Source organism: Pseudomonas sp. TWI929 (assembly GCF_039673335.1).
GTDB lineage: Bacteria > Pseudomonadota > Gammaproteobacteria > Pseudomonadales > Pseudomonadaceae > Aquipseudomonas.
On record NZ_JBDJLK010000040.1, the window covers coordinates 1 to 18,253 of the forward strand.

Here is an 18,253-nt window from a genome sequence, read left to right on the forward strand (position 1 = left end):
CCCCCCCTGGTACCGCGGGGGCTTTGTCACTGGGGCGGCCCGTGGGGGCGGGGGCAACCCCGCGAAAGGGCCGGCACAGCCAACCACACGCTTCAGCCATATCCAGAAACCATCAGCCACTCGGCAACTCTGCTTCAGCCACTACCTTTCAAAGGGAGGTTCAACTTCAAGGAAGATCACAATGCCGTTAGCCGAGTCCCACCTTCTGCGCCGTGGGCGCTTTTCCGAGCCAGGCAGGCTCTACATGCTGACCACCAAAACACACCTGCGACAGCCACTGTTCCATGACTTCGACCATGCTCGCCTGGTGATCAAACACTTGCGGGTCTCAGATGACATTGAGGACTGCCGGTCGTTGGCCTGGGTAGTGATGCCTGACCATCTGCATTGGCTGATCGAACTGAAGGAAGTGGCATTGGGAACGCTGATGCGCAAATTCAAATCGCGCACAGCCATTGCATTGCACAAGGCAGGTGTCAGGCACAAACCGATATGGCAATCGGGATACCACGACCATGCGCTGCGGCGGGAAGAGAGTGTGGTGCATGTAGCCCGGTACATTGTTGCCAATCCCTTGAGGGCTGGATTGGTCAGGAGTGTCAGGGACTATCCACACTGGGATGCGGTATGGCTTTGAATCGGTGTTGGGGCATTCGCGGGCTTGCCCGCTCCCACAGGGATTACCACAAGCCGGAAAGCTGTGCGGTCCCTGTGGGAGCGGGCGTGCCCGCGAAAGGGCCGGGTCAGGCCGACGCAGCCACCTGCGCCGGGCGCTTGACCTGTGGCTGCGAGGCGTTGGCCGCAGCACCCTCTTCGATCGCCTGCTGAATCGCCTTGCGGCGAAGCTCTTCGGCACGGCGGCTGAAGAACCAGACGAAGAAGGTCACCAGCGACACCGACAGCAGGATCAAACTGGCCACGGCGTTGATCTCTGGCTTCACGCCCAAACGCACCGCCGAGAACACTTCCATCGGCAAGGTGGTCGAGCCTGGGCCGGACACGAAGCTGGCCAGTACCAGGTCATCCAGCGACAGGGCGAACGACATCATGCCGCCCGCCGCCAGCGATGGCGCGATCATCGGGATGGTGATCAGGAAGAACACCTTCCACGGCTTGGCACCCAGGTCCATCGCCGCTTCCTCGATCGACAGGTCCAGCTCACGCAGGCGTGCCGACACCACCACCGCCACATACGCCGCGCAGAACGTGGTGTGGGCGATCCAGATGGTGACGATGCCACGTTCCTGCGGCCAGCCGATCATCTGGGCCATGGCCACGAACAGCAGCAGCAGCGACAGACCGGTAATTACCTCGGGCATTACCAGCGGCGCGGTGACCAGGCCACCGAACAGCGTGCGGCCCTTGAAGCGGGTCACCCGGGTCAGCACGAACGCCGCCAGGGTACCCAGCGCCACCGCAGCCACCGCCGTGTAGCAGGCGATCTCCAGCGAGCGCATCACCGAACCCATCAGCTGGGTGTTGTCGAGCAGGCCGACGTACCACTTCACCGACCAGCCGCCCCATACCGTCACCAGCTTGGAGGCGTTGAACGAGTAGATCACCAAAATCAGCATTGGCAGGTAGATGAACAGCAAGCCGAGCACCAGCATCAGCTTGGAGAAACTGAAGCGTTTCATGCGCGGCCCTCCATCTCTTTGGCCTGGCTACGGTTGAACAGCAGGATCGGCACGATCAGGATCGCCAGCATCACCACTGCCAGGGCGGATGCCACCGGCCAGTCACGGTTGTTGAAGAACTCCTGCCACAGCACTTTACCGATCATCAGGGTTTCCGGGCCGCCGAGCAGTTCCGGGATCACGAACTCGCCCACCACCGGGATGAACACCAGCATGCAGCCGGCGATGATGCCGTTCTTCGACAGCGGCACGGTGATTTTCCAGAAGCTGTTGAAGGTGCTCGAACCCAGGTCCGAAGCCGCCTCCAGCAACGAAGGGTCATGCTTCACCAGGTTGGCGAACAGCGGCAGGATCATGAACGGCAGGTACGAATAAACCACGCCGATGTACACCGCCAGGTTGGTGTTGAGGATCTGCAGCGGCTGGTCGATCAGCCCGGTCCACAGCAGGAAGCCGTTAAGCAAACCGTTGTTGCTGAGGATACCCATCCACGCGTAGACCCGAATCAGGATCGCGGTCCAGGTCGGCATCATGATCAGCAGCAGCAGGACCGTCTGCGTCTCCTTCTTGGCGTTGGCGATGGCGTAGGCCATCGGGAAGCCGATCAGCAGGCACAGGAGGGTGCTGAAGAAGGCCATCTTCAACGAACCCAGGTAGGCCGAGAGGTACAGCTCGTCCTCGGTCAGCAGGCCGTAGTTGGCCAGGTTGAGTACCAGCTGGATCTTGTCTTCGACGTAGCTGTAGATCTCGGTATACGGCGGGATCGCCACGTCGGCTTCAGCAAAGCTGATCTTCAGCACGATGAAGAACGGCAGCATGAAGAACAGGAACAGCCAGATGAACGGCACGCCGATCACCACATGCCGCCCCTGCGGGGTCAGGCGCTGGAAGGCTCGCTTGAGCTTGCGCAGTTTCATGACCGCAGTACCACGCCGCTGTCGTCTTCCCACCACACGTACACTTCATCGCCCCAGGTCGGGCGAGTGCCCTGGCGTTCGGCGTTGGCGACGAACGACTGCACGACCTTGCCGCTCGGCAGCTCGACGTAGAACACCGAGTGGCCGCCCAGGTAGGCGATGTCGTGGACCTTGCCGCGCGACCAGTTGTGCTCGCAGGTCGGTTGCTGGGAGGTGACCAGCATCTTCTCCGGGCGCAGGGCGTAGGTGATGTGCTTGTCTTCCACCGAGGTGGTGATGCCATGGCCGACGTAGATCTTGCGCTCCAACTCCGGGCTGGCAATGATCGCGTGGCCTTCGGCGTCGTCGACCACTTCACCTTCGAACAGGTTGACGTTACCGATGAACTCGCACACCAGGCGGCTGGTAGGCGTCTCGTAGATGTCCACCGGCGAGCCGATCTGGGCGATCCAGCCCAGGTGCATGATGGCGATGCGCTGGGCCATGGTCATGGCCTCTTCCTGGTCGTGGGTCACCATCACGCAGGTCACGCCCACGCGCTCGATGATCTCTACCAGCTCCAGCTGCATCTGCGAACGCAGTTTCTTGTCCAGCGCGCCCATTGGCTCGTCGAGCAGCAGCAGCTTGGGGCGCTTGGCCAGCGAGCGGGCCAGGGCCACGCGCTGGCGCTGGCCACCAGACAGCTGGTGCGGCTTGCGCTTGGCGTATTGGGTCATGTGCACCAGCTTGAGCATCTCGGCCACACGCGCGTCGATCTCGGCCTTGGGCATCTTGTCCTGCTGCAGGCCGAAGGCGATGTTCTGCGCCACGGTCATGTGCGGGAACAGCGCGTAGGACTGGAACATCATGTTGATCGGCCGCTCGTAGGGCGGCATGTCGGTGATGTCGACGCCATCGAGGAAGATCCGCCCTTCGGTCGGGCGCTCGAAGCCGGCCAGCATGCGCAGCAAGGTGGACTTGCCGGAACCGGAGCCACCCAGCAGGGCGAAGATCTCGCCCTTGCGGATTTCCAGGGACACATCGTCCACGGCTATGGTTTCGTCGAACTTTTTCGTGACCCGGTCGATCTTGACCAGCACCTGCTTGGGTTGCTGGCCACCCTCGAGGGCTTTTTTATAGGCACCGGAGGCAACTGCCATGAGTGAAACTCCCAACAAGATTTTTGTGCCCGCGTGGCCTGTTCTGCAGGTGCCGTCGCGGGTCTGGATTTTTACTTGCCCGACTTGACCTTGGTCCAGCTACGGGTCATCAGCCGTTGCACCTTGGGTGGCAACTCTGAGTTCACGAACATCTTGTCCAGCACTTCCTGCGGTGGGTAAACCGCAGCGTCAGTCCTCACGGCCTGGTCCATCAGGTCGCCAGCCTTGGGGTTCGGGTTGGCGTAACCGACGTAATCGCTGACCTGGGCGATAACCTCAGGTTTCAGCAAATAGTTGATGAAGGCATGCGCCTCTTTCACGTTCTTGGCGTCCTTGGGGATCGCCAGCACATCGAACCAGAGGTTGCCGCCTTCCTTGGGAATGGCGTAGGCCAGGTTAACGCCCTTCTTCGCCTCTTCGGCGCGGGCCTTGGCCTGGAAAATGTCACCGGAGAAGCCGGCCGCGACGCAGATGTCGCCGTTGGCCAGGTCGGTGATGTACTTGGACGAGTGGAAGTAGGTCACGTACGGGCGTACTGCCAGCAGCTTCTGCTCGGCCTTGGCGTAATCCTTGGGGTCGGTACTGTTGGGGTTCAGCCCCATGTAGTTAAGCACCGCCGGGAGCATTTCGTCCGCCGAGTCGAGGAAGGCCACACCACATTTGGAGAGCTTCTTCATGTTCTCGGGTTCGAACAGCACGGCCCAGGAGTCGATGGTGTCCACGCCCAGCGCGGCCTTGACCTTGTCGACGTTGTAGCCGATGCCGTTGGTGCCCCACAGGTAAGGCACGGCGTACTGGTTGCCCGGGTCGTTCTTTTCCAGGCGTTTCATCAGCGCCGGGTCGAGGTTGGCATAATTGGGCAGCAGGTTCTTGTCGAGCTTCTGGAACGCGCCCGCCTTGATCTGCTTGCCAAGGAAATGGTTGGACGGCACCACCACGTCATAGCCGGTATTGCCGGCCAGCAGCTTGCCTTCCAGGGTTTCGTTGGAGTCGAACACGTCCTGCACAGGCTTGATGCTCGTGGCTTTTTCGAAGTCCGCGAGTGTGGTCGGGCCGATGTAGTCGGACCAGTTGTAAAAATGCACCGTTGGCGCCGCTTGGACGCTGCATGCCAGCGTCAGGCCCGCTCCAGCCATCAAGGCCTTGCGTAAAACAGAAATAGACAAGTGGGTGGTCCTCACAATCAGTGCCTGGGTAGCGACAATGCTGCCGCACACGCAAAACCGGCGCGCAACTTACCTTCGCAGCTTCGATGCCGCAATCATCAATTGCCTTTCACTGGCTCTGGGCCGGGAATCCCCGGCCCAGAGGTGCCGCATCGGGCTTACTTGCCCGACTTGATCTTGGTCCAGCTGCGGGTGATCACACGCTGCACAGAAGCATCAGGCGCAGCGATCGCGTACAGCTGCTTCTTCACTTCGGCAGGCGGGTAGATGCTCGGGTCGCTGGTGATGTCTTTATCGACGAACTGAGTGGCCGCCAGGTTGCCGTTCGGGAAGCGTACGGCGTTGGTGATTTCAGCCATGATTTCCGGTTGCATCAGGAAGTCCATGAACTGGTAGGCAGCGTCTTTATGCTCGGCATCTTTAGGGATGGCGACCATGTCGTAGAAGGTACCGGCACCTTCTTTCGGAATGATGTAGTCCACTTTGACCTTGTCGCCAGCTTCGTGGGCGCGGGCCTTGGACTGTTCCAGGTCACCCGAGTAACCGACGGCCACGCAGATGTTGCCGTTGGCCATGTCGCCGATGTACTTGGACGAGTGGAAGTAGGTGATCGAAGGACGAATCTTGAGGAACAGGTCCTCGGCGGCCTTCAGGTCTTCTTTCTTGGTGCTGTTGCTTGGCAGGCCCAGGTAGTGCAGCGCAGCCGGCAGCATTTCGGTCGGGGCGTCCAGGAAGCTTACGCCGCAGCTCTTGAGCTTGGCGATGTTCTCAGGCTTGAACACGGCGTCCCACGAGTCGATCTTGTCCACGCCCAACACGGCTTTGATCTTCTCCGGGTTGTAGCCGATGCCGATCGAGCCCCACATGTACGGGAAGGCGTGCTTGTTGTCCTTGTCGCTGGCATCGCCAACGGCTTTGAGCAGGTCCGGGTCGAGGTTCTTCCAGTTTGGCAGCTTGGAACGGTCCAGCTCCTCGTACACACCGGCCTTGATCTGCTTGGCCAGGAAGTTGTTGGACGGCACCACCACATCGTAGCCCGATTTACCAGCCAGCAGCTTGGCTTCGAGGGTTTCGTTGCTATCGAAGACGTCGTACTTGACCTTGATACCGGTCTGCTTTTCGAACTTGGCGATGGTGTCCGGAGCGATGTAGTCCGACCAGTTATAGACGTTCAACACTTTGTCTTCAGCCTGAACAGCGGAGGCCATGGCACCCATCAGGGCGGCGGCCAGCAACGTCTTGCCCATTTTATTCATGCGTAATGCTCCAGAATTTTTATTTAGCAACTGTCCAGCAGCCAGAACCTACGGTGCAGAGCGCGCGGCGACTGAAACAGTCGCTAGTCTGGCAAGTTACAAGGCACTGTTTCAAGGAAAGCAGGGCCTCGTAACGACTTAATGTCACATCGCTAGCCTAGCAAACTGTCAACGGATCGCTTCAAGCGTCAAATCCAGGCATTTGCGCGCTTTTTCCACCAGCTCGTCGATCTCCGCATGGCTAATCACCAGCGGCGGCGCGATGATCATGGTGTCACCCACCGCACGCATGATCAGGCCGTTGTCGAAGCAGAAGGTACGGCAGATCATGCCTACGCCCTTGCCTTCGTAACGGCTGCGGGTCGCCTTGTCCTTGACCAGCTCGATCGCACCGAGCAGGCCCAGGCCGCGCACCTCGCCCACCAGCGGGTGGTCCTGCAGCTCACGCAAACGCTTTTGCAAATACGGTGCCGCTTCCGTGCGTGCCTTCTCGACAACCTTCTCATCACGCAGGATGCGCAGGTTTTCCAGGCCCACCGCAGCCGCCACCGGGTGGCCGGAGTAGGTGAAGCCGTGGTTGAAGTCGCCGCCTTCGCTGAGCACCTGGGCTACTTTGTCACGCACGATCACACCGCCCATGGGGATGTAACCGGAGGTCAGGCCCTTGGCGATGGTCATCAGGTCGGGCTTGAGGTCGTAGTAATCGGAGCCGAACCACTCGCCGGTGCGGCCGAAACCGCAGATCACTTCGTCGGCAACGAACAGGATGTCGTACTTGGCGAGGATCTCCTTCACCTTCGGCCAGTAGGTTTCTGGCGGGATGATCACGCCGCCGGCACCCTGGATCGGCTCGGCGATAAAGGCGGCGACGTTGTCTTCGCCGACTTCGAGGATTTTCTTCTCCAGCTGCTCGGCTGCCCACACCCCGAATTCATCCGGGGTCATGTCGCCGCCCTCACCGAACCAGTACGGCTGAGGGATGTGCACGATACCCGGGATCGGCAGGCCGCCCTGTTCGTGCATGCCGCTCATGCCGCCCAGGCTGGCACCGGCCACGGTGGAGCCGTGGTAGCCGTTGATGCGGCCGATGATGGTCTGCTTGTGCGGCTTGCCCTTCAGCGCCCAGTAGTGGCGAACCATGCGCAACACGGTGTCGTTGCCTTCGGAGCCGGAGCCGGTGAAGAACACATGGGTCATACCTTCGGGCGCCACGTCGGTGATCGCCTTGGCAAGCTCCAGCGCCGGTGGGTGAGCGGTCTGGAAGAACAAGTTGTAGTACGGCAGTTCGCGCATCTGCTTTTCTGCCGCCTGCACCAGTTCTTCACGGCCATATCCGACCGCCACGCACCACAGGCCGGCCATGCCGTCGAGGATCTTGTGCCCCTCGCTGTCCCACAAATGCACACCCTGGGCCTTGGTAATGATGCGCGGCCCCTTCTCCTTCAGCTGCTTGTAGTCGCTGAAGGGTGCGAGGTGATGCTCCCCGCTGAGGGTTTGCCATTCACGGGTTTGCGGGTTGTTGACGCTCATGTGCTTCTCCGTTATTCGACAGCCGCGCTCCAGCGGCACCAGGGTTGATCAGACAGCAAACAGCAGGAACTCACGCTCCCAGGAACTGATGACGCGCTTGAAGTTTTCGTGCTCGGCACGCTTGGTGGCGACATATCCAGTAATGAATTTTTTGCCCAGGTACTGCACCAGCGCACGGCTGTTTTCCATGCGTTCCAGGGCGTCTTCGATGGTCAGCGGCAGGCGCAGGTTGCGGCGTTCGTAGCCACGGCCCTGCACCGGCGCGCTGGCCTCGATGCCTTCGACCATGCCGATGTAGCCACACAGCAGGCTGGCGGCGATGGCCAGGTAAGGGTTGGCGTCGGCGCCCGGCAGGCGGTTCTCGACCCGGCGGCTTTGCGGGCCGGCATCCGGCACACGCAGGCCGACGGTGCGGTTTTCTTCGCCCCACTCCACGTTCACCGGCGCCGAGGTATCCGGCAGGAAGCGGCGGAACGAGTTGACGTTGGGGGCGAACAACGGCAGCGCTTCGGGGATGAACTTCTGCAGGCCGCCGATGTGGTGCAGGAACAGCTCGCTCATGCTGCCATCGTCGTTGCTGAAGATGTTCTTGCCGGTGACCACGTCGACCACGCTCTGGTGCAGGTGCATGGCACTGCCTGGCTCGCCAGTCATGGGCTTGGCCATGAAGGTGGCGGCCACGTTGTGCTTGAGAGCCGCCTCGCGCATGGTTCGCTTGAACACCAGGATCTGGTCGGCCAGGTGCAAGGCGTTACCGTGACGGAAGTTGATTTCCATCTGCGCCGTGCCGTCTTCGTGGATCAGCGTGTCGAGGTCCAGCTGCTGCAGTTCGCACCAGTCGTAGACGTCTTCGAACAGCGGGTCGAATTCGTTGGCGGCTTCGATCGAGAACGACTGGCGGCCGGTCTCCGGGCGGCCGGAACGGCCTACCGGCGGCTGCAGCGGGAAGTCCGGGTCTTCGCTGCGCTTGGTCAGGTAGAACTCCATCTCCGGCGCGACGATAGGCTGCCAGCCCTTGTCGGCGTAGAGCTTGAGGACTTTCTTCAGTACGTTGCGCGGCGACAGTTCGACCGGGTTGCCCTTCTTGTCGTAGGTGTCGTGGATCACCTGGGCAGTCGGCTCGATGGCCCACGGCACGAGGAACACGGCGTTCTCGTCGGGGCGGCAGATCATGTCAATGTCCGCCGGGTCGAGCAGTTCGTAATAGATGTCGTCGTCGACATAGTCGCCGGTCACGGTCTGCAGCAGCACGCTCTCGGGCAGGCGCATGCCTTTTTCGGCGATGAATTTGTTGGTGGGCGAAATCTTGCCGCGCGTGATGCCGGTCAGGTCACTGATCATGCATTCGACTTCGGTGATCTTGTGCTCTTTCAACCAATCGGTGAGCTGGTCGAGGTTGTTACTCATAAATACCTCAGGAGGTAAGGTGGTCCGCGCTCTGATTCTGGATGGAGTACATTGCTAAAGCAAAAACCCCCGCGCAGAGCCACAGTGGATACACTGAAAACAGCTGTGTCCATAATGAGTTCGAAAGGCAGGAAGACGAAGCGAAGGGCGGCAAGCCGCTACGAGGGCGGGTCTGTGAGCGCCAAACGTCAATTATTGCGGCCAGGGCGGCCACGCCATTGACGAAGCTTGCAAAAACGACGGATGTACCCGATGGCACTGCGCAGGCAGTGCTTTCAGGTCGCGGCAAGCGGACCATGTGACCCTCGTATTATTGTGTTCTGGGTTGAGACCGAGCTTAGCCTTGTTCATTTTTTTACACAACACCCGCGTAAAAAATAAAACACGGTACGCTTGAGATAGCCCTTCACAGCGGAAATAGCGGATAATGGCACGCCCCGATATGCAGCAAATCTGCCGTAGATGTGCCATTTCAGGGCATCATGGGGTTGGCTTGACATCAGTATGGCTTTTCGATTGACTGGTCTTGCAAGCCCCCCTTGATTGATATTTTTAACAACAAAGGTGTTGCATCATGTCGGTACCCCCGCGTGCCGTTCAGCTTAACGAAGCGAACGCGTTCCTTAAGGAACATCCTGAGGTTCTCTACGTTGACCTTCTGATTGCAGATATGAATGGTGTGGTGCGTGGCAAGCGCATCGAGCGCACCAGCCTCCACAAGGTTTACGAGAAAGGCATCAACCTGCCTGCCTCCCTCTTCGCCCTGGACATCAACGGTTCCACCGTCGAAAGCACCGGGCTGGGCCTGGACATCGGCGATGCTGACCGCATCTGCTACCCGATCCCCGACACGCTCTGTAATGAGCCGTGGCAAAAGCGCCCCACCGCCCAGCTGCTGATGACCATGCACGAACTGGAAGGCGAGCCGTTCTTCGCCGACCCGCGTGAAGTGCTGCGCCAGGTGGTGAGCAAGTTCACCGATATGGGCCTGACTATCTGCGCCGCATTCGAACTGGAGTTCTACCTGATCGACCAGGAGAACGTGAATGGCCGTCCGCAGCCACCGCGCTCGCCAATTTCGGGCAAGCGCCCGCAGTCGACCCAGGTGTACCTGATCGACGACCTCGACGAATATGCCGACTGCCTGCAGGACATCCTGGAAGGCGCGAAAGAGCAAGGCATCCCGGCCGACGCCATCGTCAAGGAAAGCGCCCCGGCGCAGTTCGAAGTCAACCTGCACCACGTGGCCGACCCGCTCAAGGCCTGCGACTACGCGGTACTGCTCAAGCGCTTGATCAAGAACATCGCCTACGACCATGAAATGGACACCACCTTCATGGCCAAGCCCTACCCGGGCCAGGCAGGCAACGGCCTGCATGTACACATTTCCGTGCTGGACAAAGATGGCAACAACATCTTCACCAGCGAGGATCCCGAGCAGAACGCCGCGCTACGTCACGCTGTCGGCGGTGTGCTCGAGACCCTGCCTGCGTCCATGGCGTTCCTCTGCCCGAACGTCAACTCGTACCGCCGCTTTGGCGCGCAGTTCTACGTACCAAATGCGCCGAGCTGGGGCCTGGACAACCGCACCGTGGCCCTGCGCGTGCCGACCGGCTCGGCCGATGCCGTGCGCATCGAGCACCGCGTGGCCGGTGCCGACGCCAACCCGTACCTGATGATGGCTGCCGTGCTGGCCGGCGTGCACCATGGCCTGACCAACAAGATCGAGCCCGGCGCGCCGATCGAAGGCAACTCGTACGAGCAGCTGGAGCAGAGCCTGCCGAACAACCTGCGCGATGCCCTGCGCGAGCTGGACGACAGCGAAATCCTGAACAAGTACATCGATCCTAAGTACATCGACATCTTCGTCGCGTGCAAGGAGAGCGAGCTGGAGGAGTTCGAGCATTCGATCTCCGACCTCGAGTACAACTGGTACCTGCATACCGTGTAATCAAAAACGCCGCCCACTAGGGCGGCGTTTTTCATTGGTCAGGCCTGATGCGGTCCCTGTGGGAGCGGCCTTGCCGGGGCGCCGGACCGGTCGGAAAGGGCCGCTAAGCGGCCCCAGCAATCTCAGCTTGATGCACAAATCCTGGGGCGCTTCGGACCCCTTTCGCGACACAAGGCCGCTCCCACAGAGGCTGCGGTGCAGGCTTACAGAGACTTCTCGAAAATCTTCGAATTGCGCTGGTAGTTGTACAGCGACGCCCGCGCCGCCGGCAGCCGCTCCACCCCACTCGGCGCAAACCCACGCTCGCGGAACCAGTGCGCAGTACGCGTGGTAAGCACAAACAAGGTATTCAGCCCCATCTGCCGCGCCCGGCTCTCGATGCGCTCCAGCAACTCGTCCCCGCGCCCGCCATGGCGGTACTCCGGGTTCACCGCCAGGCACGCCAGCTCCCCGGCCTCGGAATCGGCAATCGGGTACAGCGCCGCACAGGCGATGATCATGCCCTCGCGCTCGACCACGCTGAACTGCTCGATTTCCCGCTCCAGCACCTCACGCGAGCGGCGTACCAGGATGCCCTGCTCTTCCAGCGGGCTGATCAGCTCCAGCAAGCCACCCACGTCCTCGATGGTGGCCTCGCGCACCACCTCGAACTGCTCCTGCGACACCAACGTACCGCCACCGCCACGGGTAAACAGCTCGGTCAGCAGCGCGCCGTCCTCGGCATAGCTGACGATATGGCTACGCGCCACGCCGCCTTTGCAGGCCTCGGCGGCGGCATCCAGCAACTCGCCCTGGTAATCGCTGCCCAGGCGCTGCAAGTGCGGGGCAACCTGCTGAGGGCGCAGCTCGCGCACCAGCTTGCCGTCGGCGTCCAGCAGGCCAGGCTCGGCACCGAACAGCAGCAGCTTGTCGGCACCCAGCTCGATGGCGGCGCGGGTGGCTACATCTTCGCAAGCCAGGTTGAAGATTTCCCCGGTGGGCGAGTAGCCCAGCGGCGACAGCAGCACGATGGAGCGCTCGTCAAGCAGGCGGCTGATGCCTTTGCGGTCGACCCGGCGCACTTCGCCGGTGTGGTGGTAGTCCACCCCTTCGAGCACGCCGATCGGCCGCGCCGTGACCAGGTTGCCAGACGCCACGCGCAGGCGCGAGCCCTGCATCGGTGAGGCGGCGATGTCCATCGACAGGCGCGCCTCGATGGCCAGGCGCAGGGCGCCGACGGCATCGATCACGCAGTCCAGGGTGGCGGCATCGGTAATGCGCATGCCACGGTGGTAGTGCGGGGTCAGGCCGCGATCGGCCAGGCGGCTTTCGATCTGCGGACGCGAGCCATGCACCAGCACCAACCGCACGCCAAGGCTGTGCAGCAGCACCAGGTCGTGGACGATGTTGCCGAAATTAGCGTGTTCCACCCCATCGCCAGGGAGCATGACCACGAAGGTGCAGTCGCGATGGGCATTGATGTACGGGGAGGCATGACGCAGCCAGTTAACGTAGTCGGGCATGACAGGGCCTGTGGATAAGTGGACGGAGAACGGCGATACAGGGGGCGTTCAAGATCATCGTCGGAACAGGCTTGCGGTCACGCGCGGTCTCCTCTAGGCAGGAACGAATCAGTTCGATTGACGTTTAGTGCAGGCAATAGTGCCGGATCAGGTCACGCAATAGACGCACGGTAGGCTCGATTCGTGACATTTCAAGGTATTCGCCGGGCTGGTGGGCACAGGCGATGTCGCCAGGGCCCAGCACGATGGTCTGGCAGCCCAGCTGCTGAAGATAAGGCGCTTCGGTGCCGAACGCCACCGCTTCGGCACGATGGCCGGTCAGGCGCTCCGCTACTTGTACCAGCTCGGCATCGGCGGCCTGCTCGAACGGCGGCACCTCGGGGAACAGCGGTGCGTAGTCGATGCGCACGTCATGGCGCTCAGCCACCGGCACCAGCTTTTCGCGAATGGCCGCACGCAACTGCTCGACGTCCATGCCTGGCAGCGGCCGCAGGTCGAATTCCAGGGCGCACTGGCCACAGATGCGGTTGGGGTTGTCGCCGCCGTGGATGCAGCCGAAGTTCATGGTCGGCGTCGGCACGGTGAATTGCGGGTTGCGGTAGGTTTGCTGCCATTGCTGGCGCAGGCCCATCAACTCGCCCATTACCGCGTGCATGGCCTCCATGGCGCTGCGGCCCAGGCTTGGGTCCGACGAATGGCCACTGCGCCCGAGGATGTCGATGCGGTCCATGAGGATGCCCTTGTGCATGCGGATCGGTCGCAGCCCGGTAGGTTCGCCGATCACCGCCGCGCGGCCGAGAGGCTGGCCGGCCTCGGCCAGGGCGCGGGCGCCGGACATCGAGCTTTCTTCGTCACAGGTGGCGAGGATCAGCAGTGGCTGCTTGAAATCGTGCTCCAGCAGCGGGATGACCGCTTCGATGACCAGGGCAAAGAAGCCCTTCATGTCGCAACTGCCCAGGCCAACCCAACGGCCATCGGCCTCGGTCAGCTTCAGCGGGTCGCTGGCCCACAGTTGTTCGTCGTAGGGTACGGTATCGCTGTGCCCGGCCAGCACCAGGCCACCCGGGCCAGTGCCACGGCTGGCCAGCAGGTTGAACTTGCCGGGGCTGACTTGCTGGATGTCGCACTTGAAACCCAGGTCACCCAGCCAGCCGGCCAGCAGGTCGATGACCTGACGGTTGGACTGGTCCAGCGCAGGCTGGGTGCAACTGACCGAAGGCGCGGCAATCAAGGCGGCGAACTGGTCTTTCAGCGTCGGCAACGGCATGCGCGTACTCCTCGGAAGCGTTGCCCATCATAGCAATGCCCATCGTTTGCAGGGCAACCGTGTGGGCTTCTTCGCGGGCAAGCCCGCGAAGAAACCACCACGACCCAACAGACCACAGCCGACTCCTGTAAACTCCTTGGCAACCACGCCCCCTCCTTCGAGCCTGTGATGCACAAAGAAACCGAACTCAAGCTCCGCGCCAGCCGCGAGACCCTTGCCGCCCTGCGCGAGCACCCTCTGCTGAAAAAGCGCAACAAGTCCGGCTGGCAGACCCGCGAACTGACCAACCAGTACTTCGACACCCCCGAGCGCGAGCTGTCCGCCGCCCGTGTCGCCCTGCGCCTGCGCCGCGATGGCGATGTGGTCATCCAGACCCTCAAGTGCCGCGGCCAGAGCGTGGCGGGCCTGTCCGAGCGCAACGAGCACGAGTGGAACCTGGACAAGGCCAAGCTCGACCTGAAGAAGCTCGATGCCACCTGCTGGCCCGAGCAGCTGGCCGACCTCGACAAAAAAACCATCAAGCCGCTGTTCACCACCGACTTCACCCGCGAATTCGCTGAGATCGCCTGGGGCCGAGGCAAAAGCAAGGTAGTGATCGAGGCCGCGCTGGACCAAGGCTTCGTGGTTGCCGGCAAGCGCAAGGAAGAAATCTGCGAGCTAGAGCTGGAGCTGCGCGAAGGCGAGCCACAGGCACTGCTGGAACTGGCCGCCGAGCTGGCCGCCAGCCTGCCGCTGATGCCATGCGATATCAGCAAGGCCGAGCGGGGCTACCGCCTGCTGGAGCCGGACAGCTACGAGCTGGGCCTGCCGCACACCGAGCTGGAAGCCGAAATGGCCGTGGACGATGCCTACGCCGCGCTGGCCTGGCAACTGCTGGGCAGCAGCCAGCGCCTGGCTGAGCAATACCGCCACAACGGCCACTGGCGCCTGCTGCAGGACTGGGTCGAGTGCCTGAGCGAGCTGCGTGCCATTACCGCCAGCCTGGGCCAGGCCGCGCCGCGTGCCACCACCCGCGACCTGCGCAGCAGCCTCGACGCCCTGCTCGAAGACTGGCGCCCACTGGTGCAGGCCGGCAACGATGACGAAGACATCCGCCGCGCTGCACCCGAGCAGTTCGCCGAAGAGCTGGAAGACGTGCGCTGGGGCCAGTTCTCGCTGGAAACCTCGCGCTGGCTGCTGGCCCGTGCCTGGACCGCAGAACGCAAAGGCCGTGGCGAGCGCCAGGGCAAGGCGCAGCTGGCCAGCTGGCTGGCGCACCTGTTGGGCGAGGAAGGCCGTGCCTTGAAGCTGCCGCTGTATACCCAGCGCCCGGAAGACCTGGCCGAGCAGCTGCCGCGTATCGAACAGCTGCTGGCCTGGCTGCACCACGCTCGCCAGGTACTGGAAGCACCGCAGATGGACCGCCTGTATGGCGACCTGAAAAAGCTGCATGAGCTGGCTGAGCAGCCGATCAGCGATGAAGTGCTGGAAGCGCGTATCGAACAGGCTCGGGCAGTGGATCAGAGCCGCGGCTGGAAGCACCTGCTCAAGGCCTGATCCCTTCTGAAGGCTGACACAGCCTCTGTAGGAGCGGCCTTGCCGGGGCGCCCCTACAGGGGATCGCGTCAGCGGGTCCGAAGCAGCCTCACCGCGAAAGCGGCAGGCTGGTTGTGGACTTGATCTCTGAAAGCGCCACAATTGAGTTCACTTCCTGAATCCCCGGCACGTTCGACAACTTTTCGAAGAAGAACCGCTCATAAGCCTCGATATCCGAGGTGACGATGCGCAGCAAGAAATCCACCGACCCCATCAGCACATAACACTCCAGCACCTCCGGGAAGCCGCGGATCGCCTCGGTAAACTCGGTAAAGTTGGAGCGCCCGTGGGCATTCAGTTTCACCTCGGCAAAAATCTGCGTGTTCAGGCCAACCTTCTTGCGGTCCAGCAAGGTCACCTGCCCGCGTATTACCCCCTCCTCCTTCAAGCGCTGGATACGCCGCCAGCAGGGCGATTGTGACAACCCCACACGCTCGGCAATCTGCGCACTGGACAGCGAAGCATCCTCCTGCAGCAGTTCGAGGATGCGGCGGTCGTAGGCGTCCAGCGCGCTTTGCATTATTAATTCTCCGTGGCAGCTACTTTTGAATAGATCAATTCGACACTAAAGCGAAATGATCAAATCATAGCGAAAAAATACCACAGCCAACGTGCAAGAATTTCTCCCACATTTGCGGAGACCAGCATGAACGCACAGCCCCGTACCGACGCCTGGGCCGCCAACAACGCCCATAGCACCGTGCACTATCGCCTGCAGGCCGAGGCCGAGCCCGACAGCCTGTGCAGGGTGCTCAACCTGTTTGCCCTGCAATTTCTGACCCCGCACAGCGTGCAGGTCAGCCAGCAGGATGACTGGCTGGATATCGAGGTGGGTATCGGTGGCCTGAGCTGGCACCGGGCCGAGGTGATTGCGCAGAAACTGCGTAACCTGGTGTGTGTGGGTGAGGTGAGCTTGAGCAACCTGCAGCGAGTGGAGCTGGCGGTAGTCTGAAGCATCCGCTGTGCCTGTGCTGGCCTCTTCGCGGGTAAACCCGCTCCCACAGGTATTGCCCAGGCCCTGAATGCTGTGCAGTACCTGTGGGAGCGGGTTTACCCGCGAAGAGGCCGGCACAGGCACAGCAAAATCCCGAAACCCTTCACCCATGATGCCCCAGCCCCGCCCGGCTAGCCTTGATCAGGACTTCCCCATCAGGCACGGACGCCAATCATGCACACCCCCGACAACCCGGCACTCGACCTCGAGCGCGTGCTCCAGGCCCTGCTCGCCGACCAGCACCTGCACGCCAACGACACCCTGCACGTACTTGAACACGCCACAGCCCTCCCCTGCGGCCATCCGCTGGAGCAGATCGCCGCCTGTGGCCTGGAAGACCGCCAGCGCCCCGGCCAGCCTCTGGACCTGGACTGCCTGTGCCAATGGCTGGCCAACAAAGTCGGCCAGCCCTACCTGCGCATCGACCCGATGCAACTCGACCTGCCCCAGGTAACCGGCCTGATGCCCCCGGCCTTCGCCCAGCGCCATGGCATCCTCATCGTCGCCGCCGACGCCTCCAGCGTCACCGTCGCCAGCGCCCAGCCCTATCAGGATGACTGGCAAGCAGACCTGGCCCGCAGCCTGGGCCGGCCGATCCGTCGCGTGCTGGCCAGCCCGCTGCAGATTCGCCAGTCAGGGCAATCGTTCCAGCGCCTGGCGCAGTCGGTAAAAGGTGCGCAATACCAGCAGTCGGCCAGCCTGGGCGAGCTTGAACAGCTGCTGGAGCTGGGCAAGCGCCAAACCGAGGCCAGCGCCGATGACGCGCACATCGTGCATATCGTCGACTGGCTGTTGCAGTACGCGATCGAGCAGCGCGCCAGCGATATCCACCTGGAACCACGCCGCGAGCAGGGCCAGCTGCGCTACCGCATCGACGGCCTGCTGCACAGTGTGTATACCTTCCCTGCCGGGGTGACCCTGGCGCTGATCAGCCGCCTGAAACACCTGGGCCGCATGGACGTCGCGGAAAAGCGCCGGCCGCAGGATGGCCGGCTGCAAAGCCGCCAGCCAGGCGGTGGCGAGGTGGAGCTGCGTTTGTCGACCCTGCCTACCCCGTTTGGCGAAAAGCTGGTACTGCGCCTGTTCGACCCGCAACAGCTGAACGAGGGCTTCGACCGCCTGGGCCTGGATGGGCAGCAACTGGCCCAGTGGCAAAGCCTGCTGCGCCAGCGCCAGGGCATCATCCTGGTCACCGGCCCCACCGGCTCCGGCAAGACCAGCACGCTGTACGCCAGCCTCAAGCTGCTGGCCACGCCGCAGGTCAACTTGTGCACCATCGAAGACCCGATCGAACGCCTGGAGCCGGCTTTCAACCAGTTGCAGGTGCAGCCTGCCCTGGACCTGGGCTTTGCCAACGGTGTGCGGGCCATGCTGCGCCAGGACCCGGACATCATCATGATCGGCGAAATCCGCGACCGCGAAACCGCTCTGGTGGCGGTGCAGGCAGCGCTGACCGGGCATCTGGTGCTGTCGACCCTGCATACCAACGACGCCTGCGCGGCGATCACCCGCCTGCAGGAGTTGGGTGTGGCCGACTACCTGATCAAGGCGACGCTGGTCGGGGTCATGGCCCAGCGGCTGGTGCGCACCGTCTGCCCGGACTGCCAGGCCTGTTCATCAGCCACCTGCCGAACCTGCCGCGGCACCGGCTTTCATGGGCGCACGGGTTTGTTCGAACTGCTCACGCCCAGCGAAAGCCTGCGTGCATTGATAGGCCCGGATGCCGACCTGGCCCATTTACGGCGCCAGGCACTGACCGATGGCCTGGTAGACCTGCGCCGTTGCGGCGAGGCCAAAGTGGCCAGTGGGCAGACCCGTGCGGAAGAAGTGCTGCGCGTCTGCAGCTGACGAAAAGTCCTTTGTATTCAAGGAACTTGCCCTGCCTGGAAAGATCCAAACGCGCATCTTCAAC

Annotated in this window: 15 protein-coding genes; 5 read left to right on the forward strand and 10 right to left on the reverse strand. The window is 62.2% G+C overall.

Translation table 11 applies throughout. The features are described from left to right. Window positions 1-181: 181 nt before the first annotated feature. A complete protein-coding gene (locus ABE456_RS16940) occupies window positions 182-637 on the forward strand; it encodes a transposase (RefSeq protein WP_346644938.1) in 456 nt (151 codons plus the stop codon). 106 nt (window positions 638-743) lie between these two features. Here ABE456_RS16940 and ABE456_RS16945 read toward each other — a convergent pair whose 3' ends face one another. The 7 genes from ABE456_RS16945 to ABE456_RS16975 form a co-directional block, all read right to left on the reverse strand. Next, window positions 744-1,637 (reverse strand): ABC transporter permease subunit, encoded by an 894-nt coding sequence (locus tag ABE456_RS16945; protein WP_346644939.1) that lies wholly within the window; start codon window positions 1,635-1,637, stop codon window positions 744-746. Further along, complete coding sequence (locus ABE456_RS16950; protein ID WP_016712587.1) at window positions 1,634-2,554, reverse strand: ABC transporter permease subunit; 921 nt, start codon at window positions 2,552-2,554, stop codon at window positions 1,634-1,636. The genes ABE456_RS16945 and ABE456_RS16950 overlap by 4 nt, the downstream gene beginning before the upstream one ends. Continuing rightward, the gene (potA, locus tag ABE456_RS16955; RefSeq protein ID WP_346644940.1) at window positions 2,551-3,693 is read right to left on the reverse strand and encodes a polyamine ABC transporter ATP-binding protein; all 1,143 of its coding nucleotides are present in this window, start codon (window positions 3,691-3,693) and stop codon (window positions 2,551-2,553) included. Before potA ends, ABE456_RS16950 begins: the two co-directional genes overlap by 4 nt. Window positions 3,694-3,764: 71 nt before the next feature. Continuing rightward, window positions 3,765-4,859: a polyamine ABC transporter substrate-binding protein gene (locus ABE456_RS16960; RefSeq protein WP_346644941.1), complete on the reverse strand. Its 1,095-nt coding sequence runs from the start codon at window positions 4,857-4,859 to the stop codon at window positions 3,765-3,767. Window positions 4,860-5,017: 158 nt separating this feature from the next. Next, entirely contained in the window at window positions 5,018-6,115 is a 1,098-nt protein-coding gene (locus tag ABE456_RS16965) for a polyamine ABC transporter substrate-binding protein (protein ID WP_346644942.1), read from the reverse strand. A gap of 168 nt (window positions 6,116-6,283) precedes the next feature. Further along, window positions 6,284-7,645, reverse strand: coding sequence for an aspartate aminotransferase family protein (locus tag ABE456_RS16970; RefSeq protein ID WP_346644943.1), 1,362 nt, complete (start codon window positions 7,643-7,645; stop codon window positions 6,284-6,286). Between the two features lie 48 nt (window positions 7,646-7,693). Further along, window positions 7,694-9,052 carry a glutamine synthetase family protein gene (locus ABE456_RS16975; RefSeq protein ID WP_346644944.1) on the reverse strand — a complete coding sequence of 453 codons (1,359 nt, stop codon included), beginning with the start codon at window positions 9,050-9,052 and terminating at the stop codon, window positions 7,694-7,696. A gap of 574 nt (window positions 9,053-9,626) precedes the next feature. On the opposite strand from ABE456_RS16975, the gene ABE456_RS16980 reads away from it, so the two are divergent. After that, window positions 9,627-11,003, forward strand: a complete 1,377-nt coding sequence (locus ABE456_RS16980; protein ID WP_014592784.1) for a glutamine synthetase family protein — start codon at window positions 9,627-9,629, stop codon at window positions 11,001-11,003. Between the two features lie 203 nt (window positions 11,004-11,206). On the opposite strand, the gene argA is transcribed toward ABE456_RS16980, so the two are convergent. Both argA and argE read right to left on the reverse strand, forming a co-directional pair. Next, window positions 11,207-12,505, reverse strand: a complete 1,299-nt coding sequence (gene argA / locus ABE456_RS16985; RefSeq protein ID WP_346644945.1) for an amino-acid N-acetyltransferase — start codon at window positions 12,503-12,505, stop codon at window positions 11,207-11,209. Between the two features lie 124 nt (window positions 12,506-12,629). Beyond that, window positions 12,630-13,772: an acetylornithine deacetylase gene (gene argE / locus ABE456_RS16990; protein WP_346644946.1), complete on the reverse strand. Its 1,143-nt coding sequence runs from the start codon at window positions 13,770-13,772 to the stop codon at window positions 12,630-12,632. Between the two features lie 168 nt (window positions 13,773-13,940). Here argE and ABE456_RS16995 point away from each other — a divergent pair, with 168 nt between their 5' ends. Continuing rightward, the gene (locus tag ABE456_RS16995; RefSeq protein WP_346644947.1) at window positions 13,941-15,308 is read left to right on the forward strand and encodes a CYTH domain-containing protein; all 1,368 of its coding nucleotides are present in this window, start codon (window positions 13,941-13,943) and stop codon (window positions 15,306-15,308) included. Window positions 15,309-15,396: 88 nt separating this feature from the next. Here ABE456_RS16995 and ABE456_RS17000 read toward each other — a convergent pair whose 3' ends face one another. Next, complete coding sequence (locus ABE456_RS17000; RefSeq protein ID WP_346644948.1) at window positions 15,397-15,867, reverse strand: Lrp/AsnC family transcriptional regulator; 471 nt, start codon at window positions 15,865-15,867, stop codon at window positions 15,397-15,399. 126 nt (window positions 15,868-15,993) lie between these two features. Here ABE456_RS17000 and ABE456_RS17005 point away from each other — a divergent pair, with 126 nt between their 5' ends. Continuing rightward, window positions 15,994-16,299 (forward strand): hypothetical protein, encoded by a 306-nt coding sequence (locus ABE456_RS17005; protein ID WP_346644949.1) that lies wholly within the window; start codon window positions 15,994-15,996, stop codon window positions 16,297-16,299. 216 nt (window positions 16,300-16,515) lie between these two features. Continuing rightward, the gene (locus tag ABE456_RS17010; protein WP_346644950.1) at window positions 16,516-18,189 is read left to right on the forward strand and encodes a GspE/PulE family protein; all 1,674 of its coding nucleotides are present in this window, start codon (window positions 16,516-16,518) and stop codon (window positions 18,187-18,189) included. Window positions 18,190-18,253: the final 64 nt, after the last annotated feature.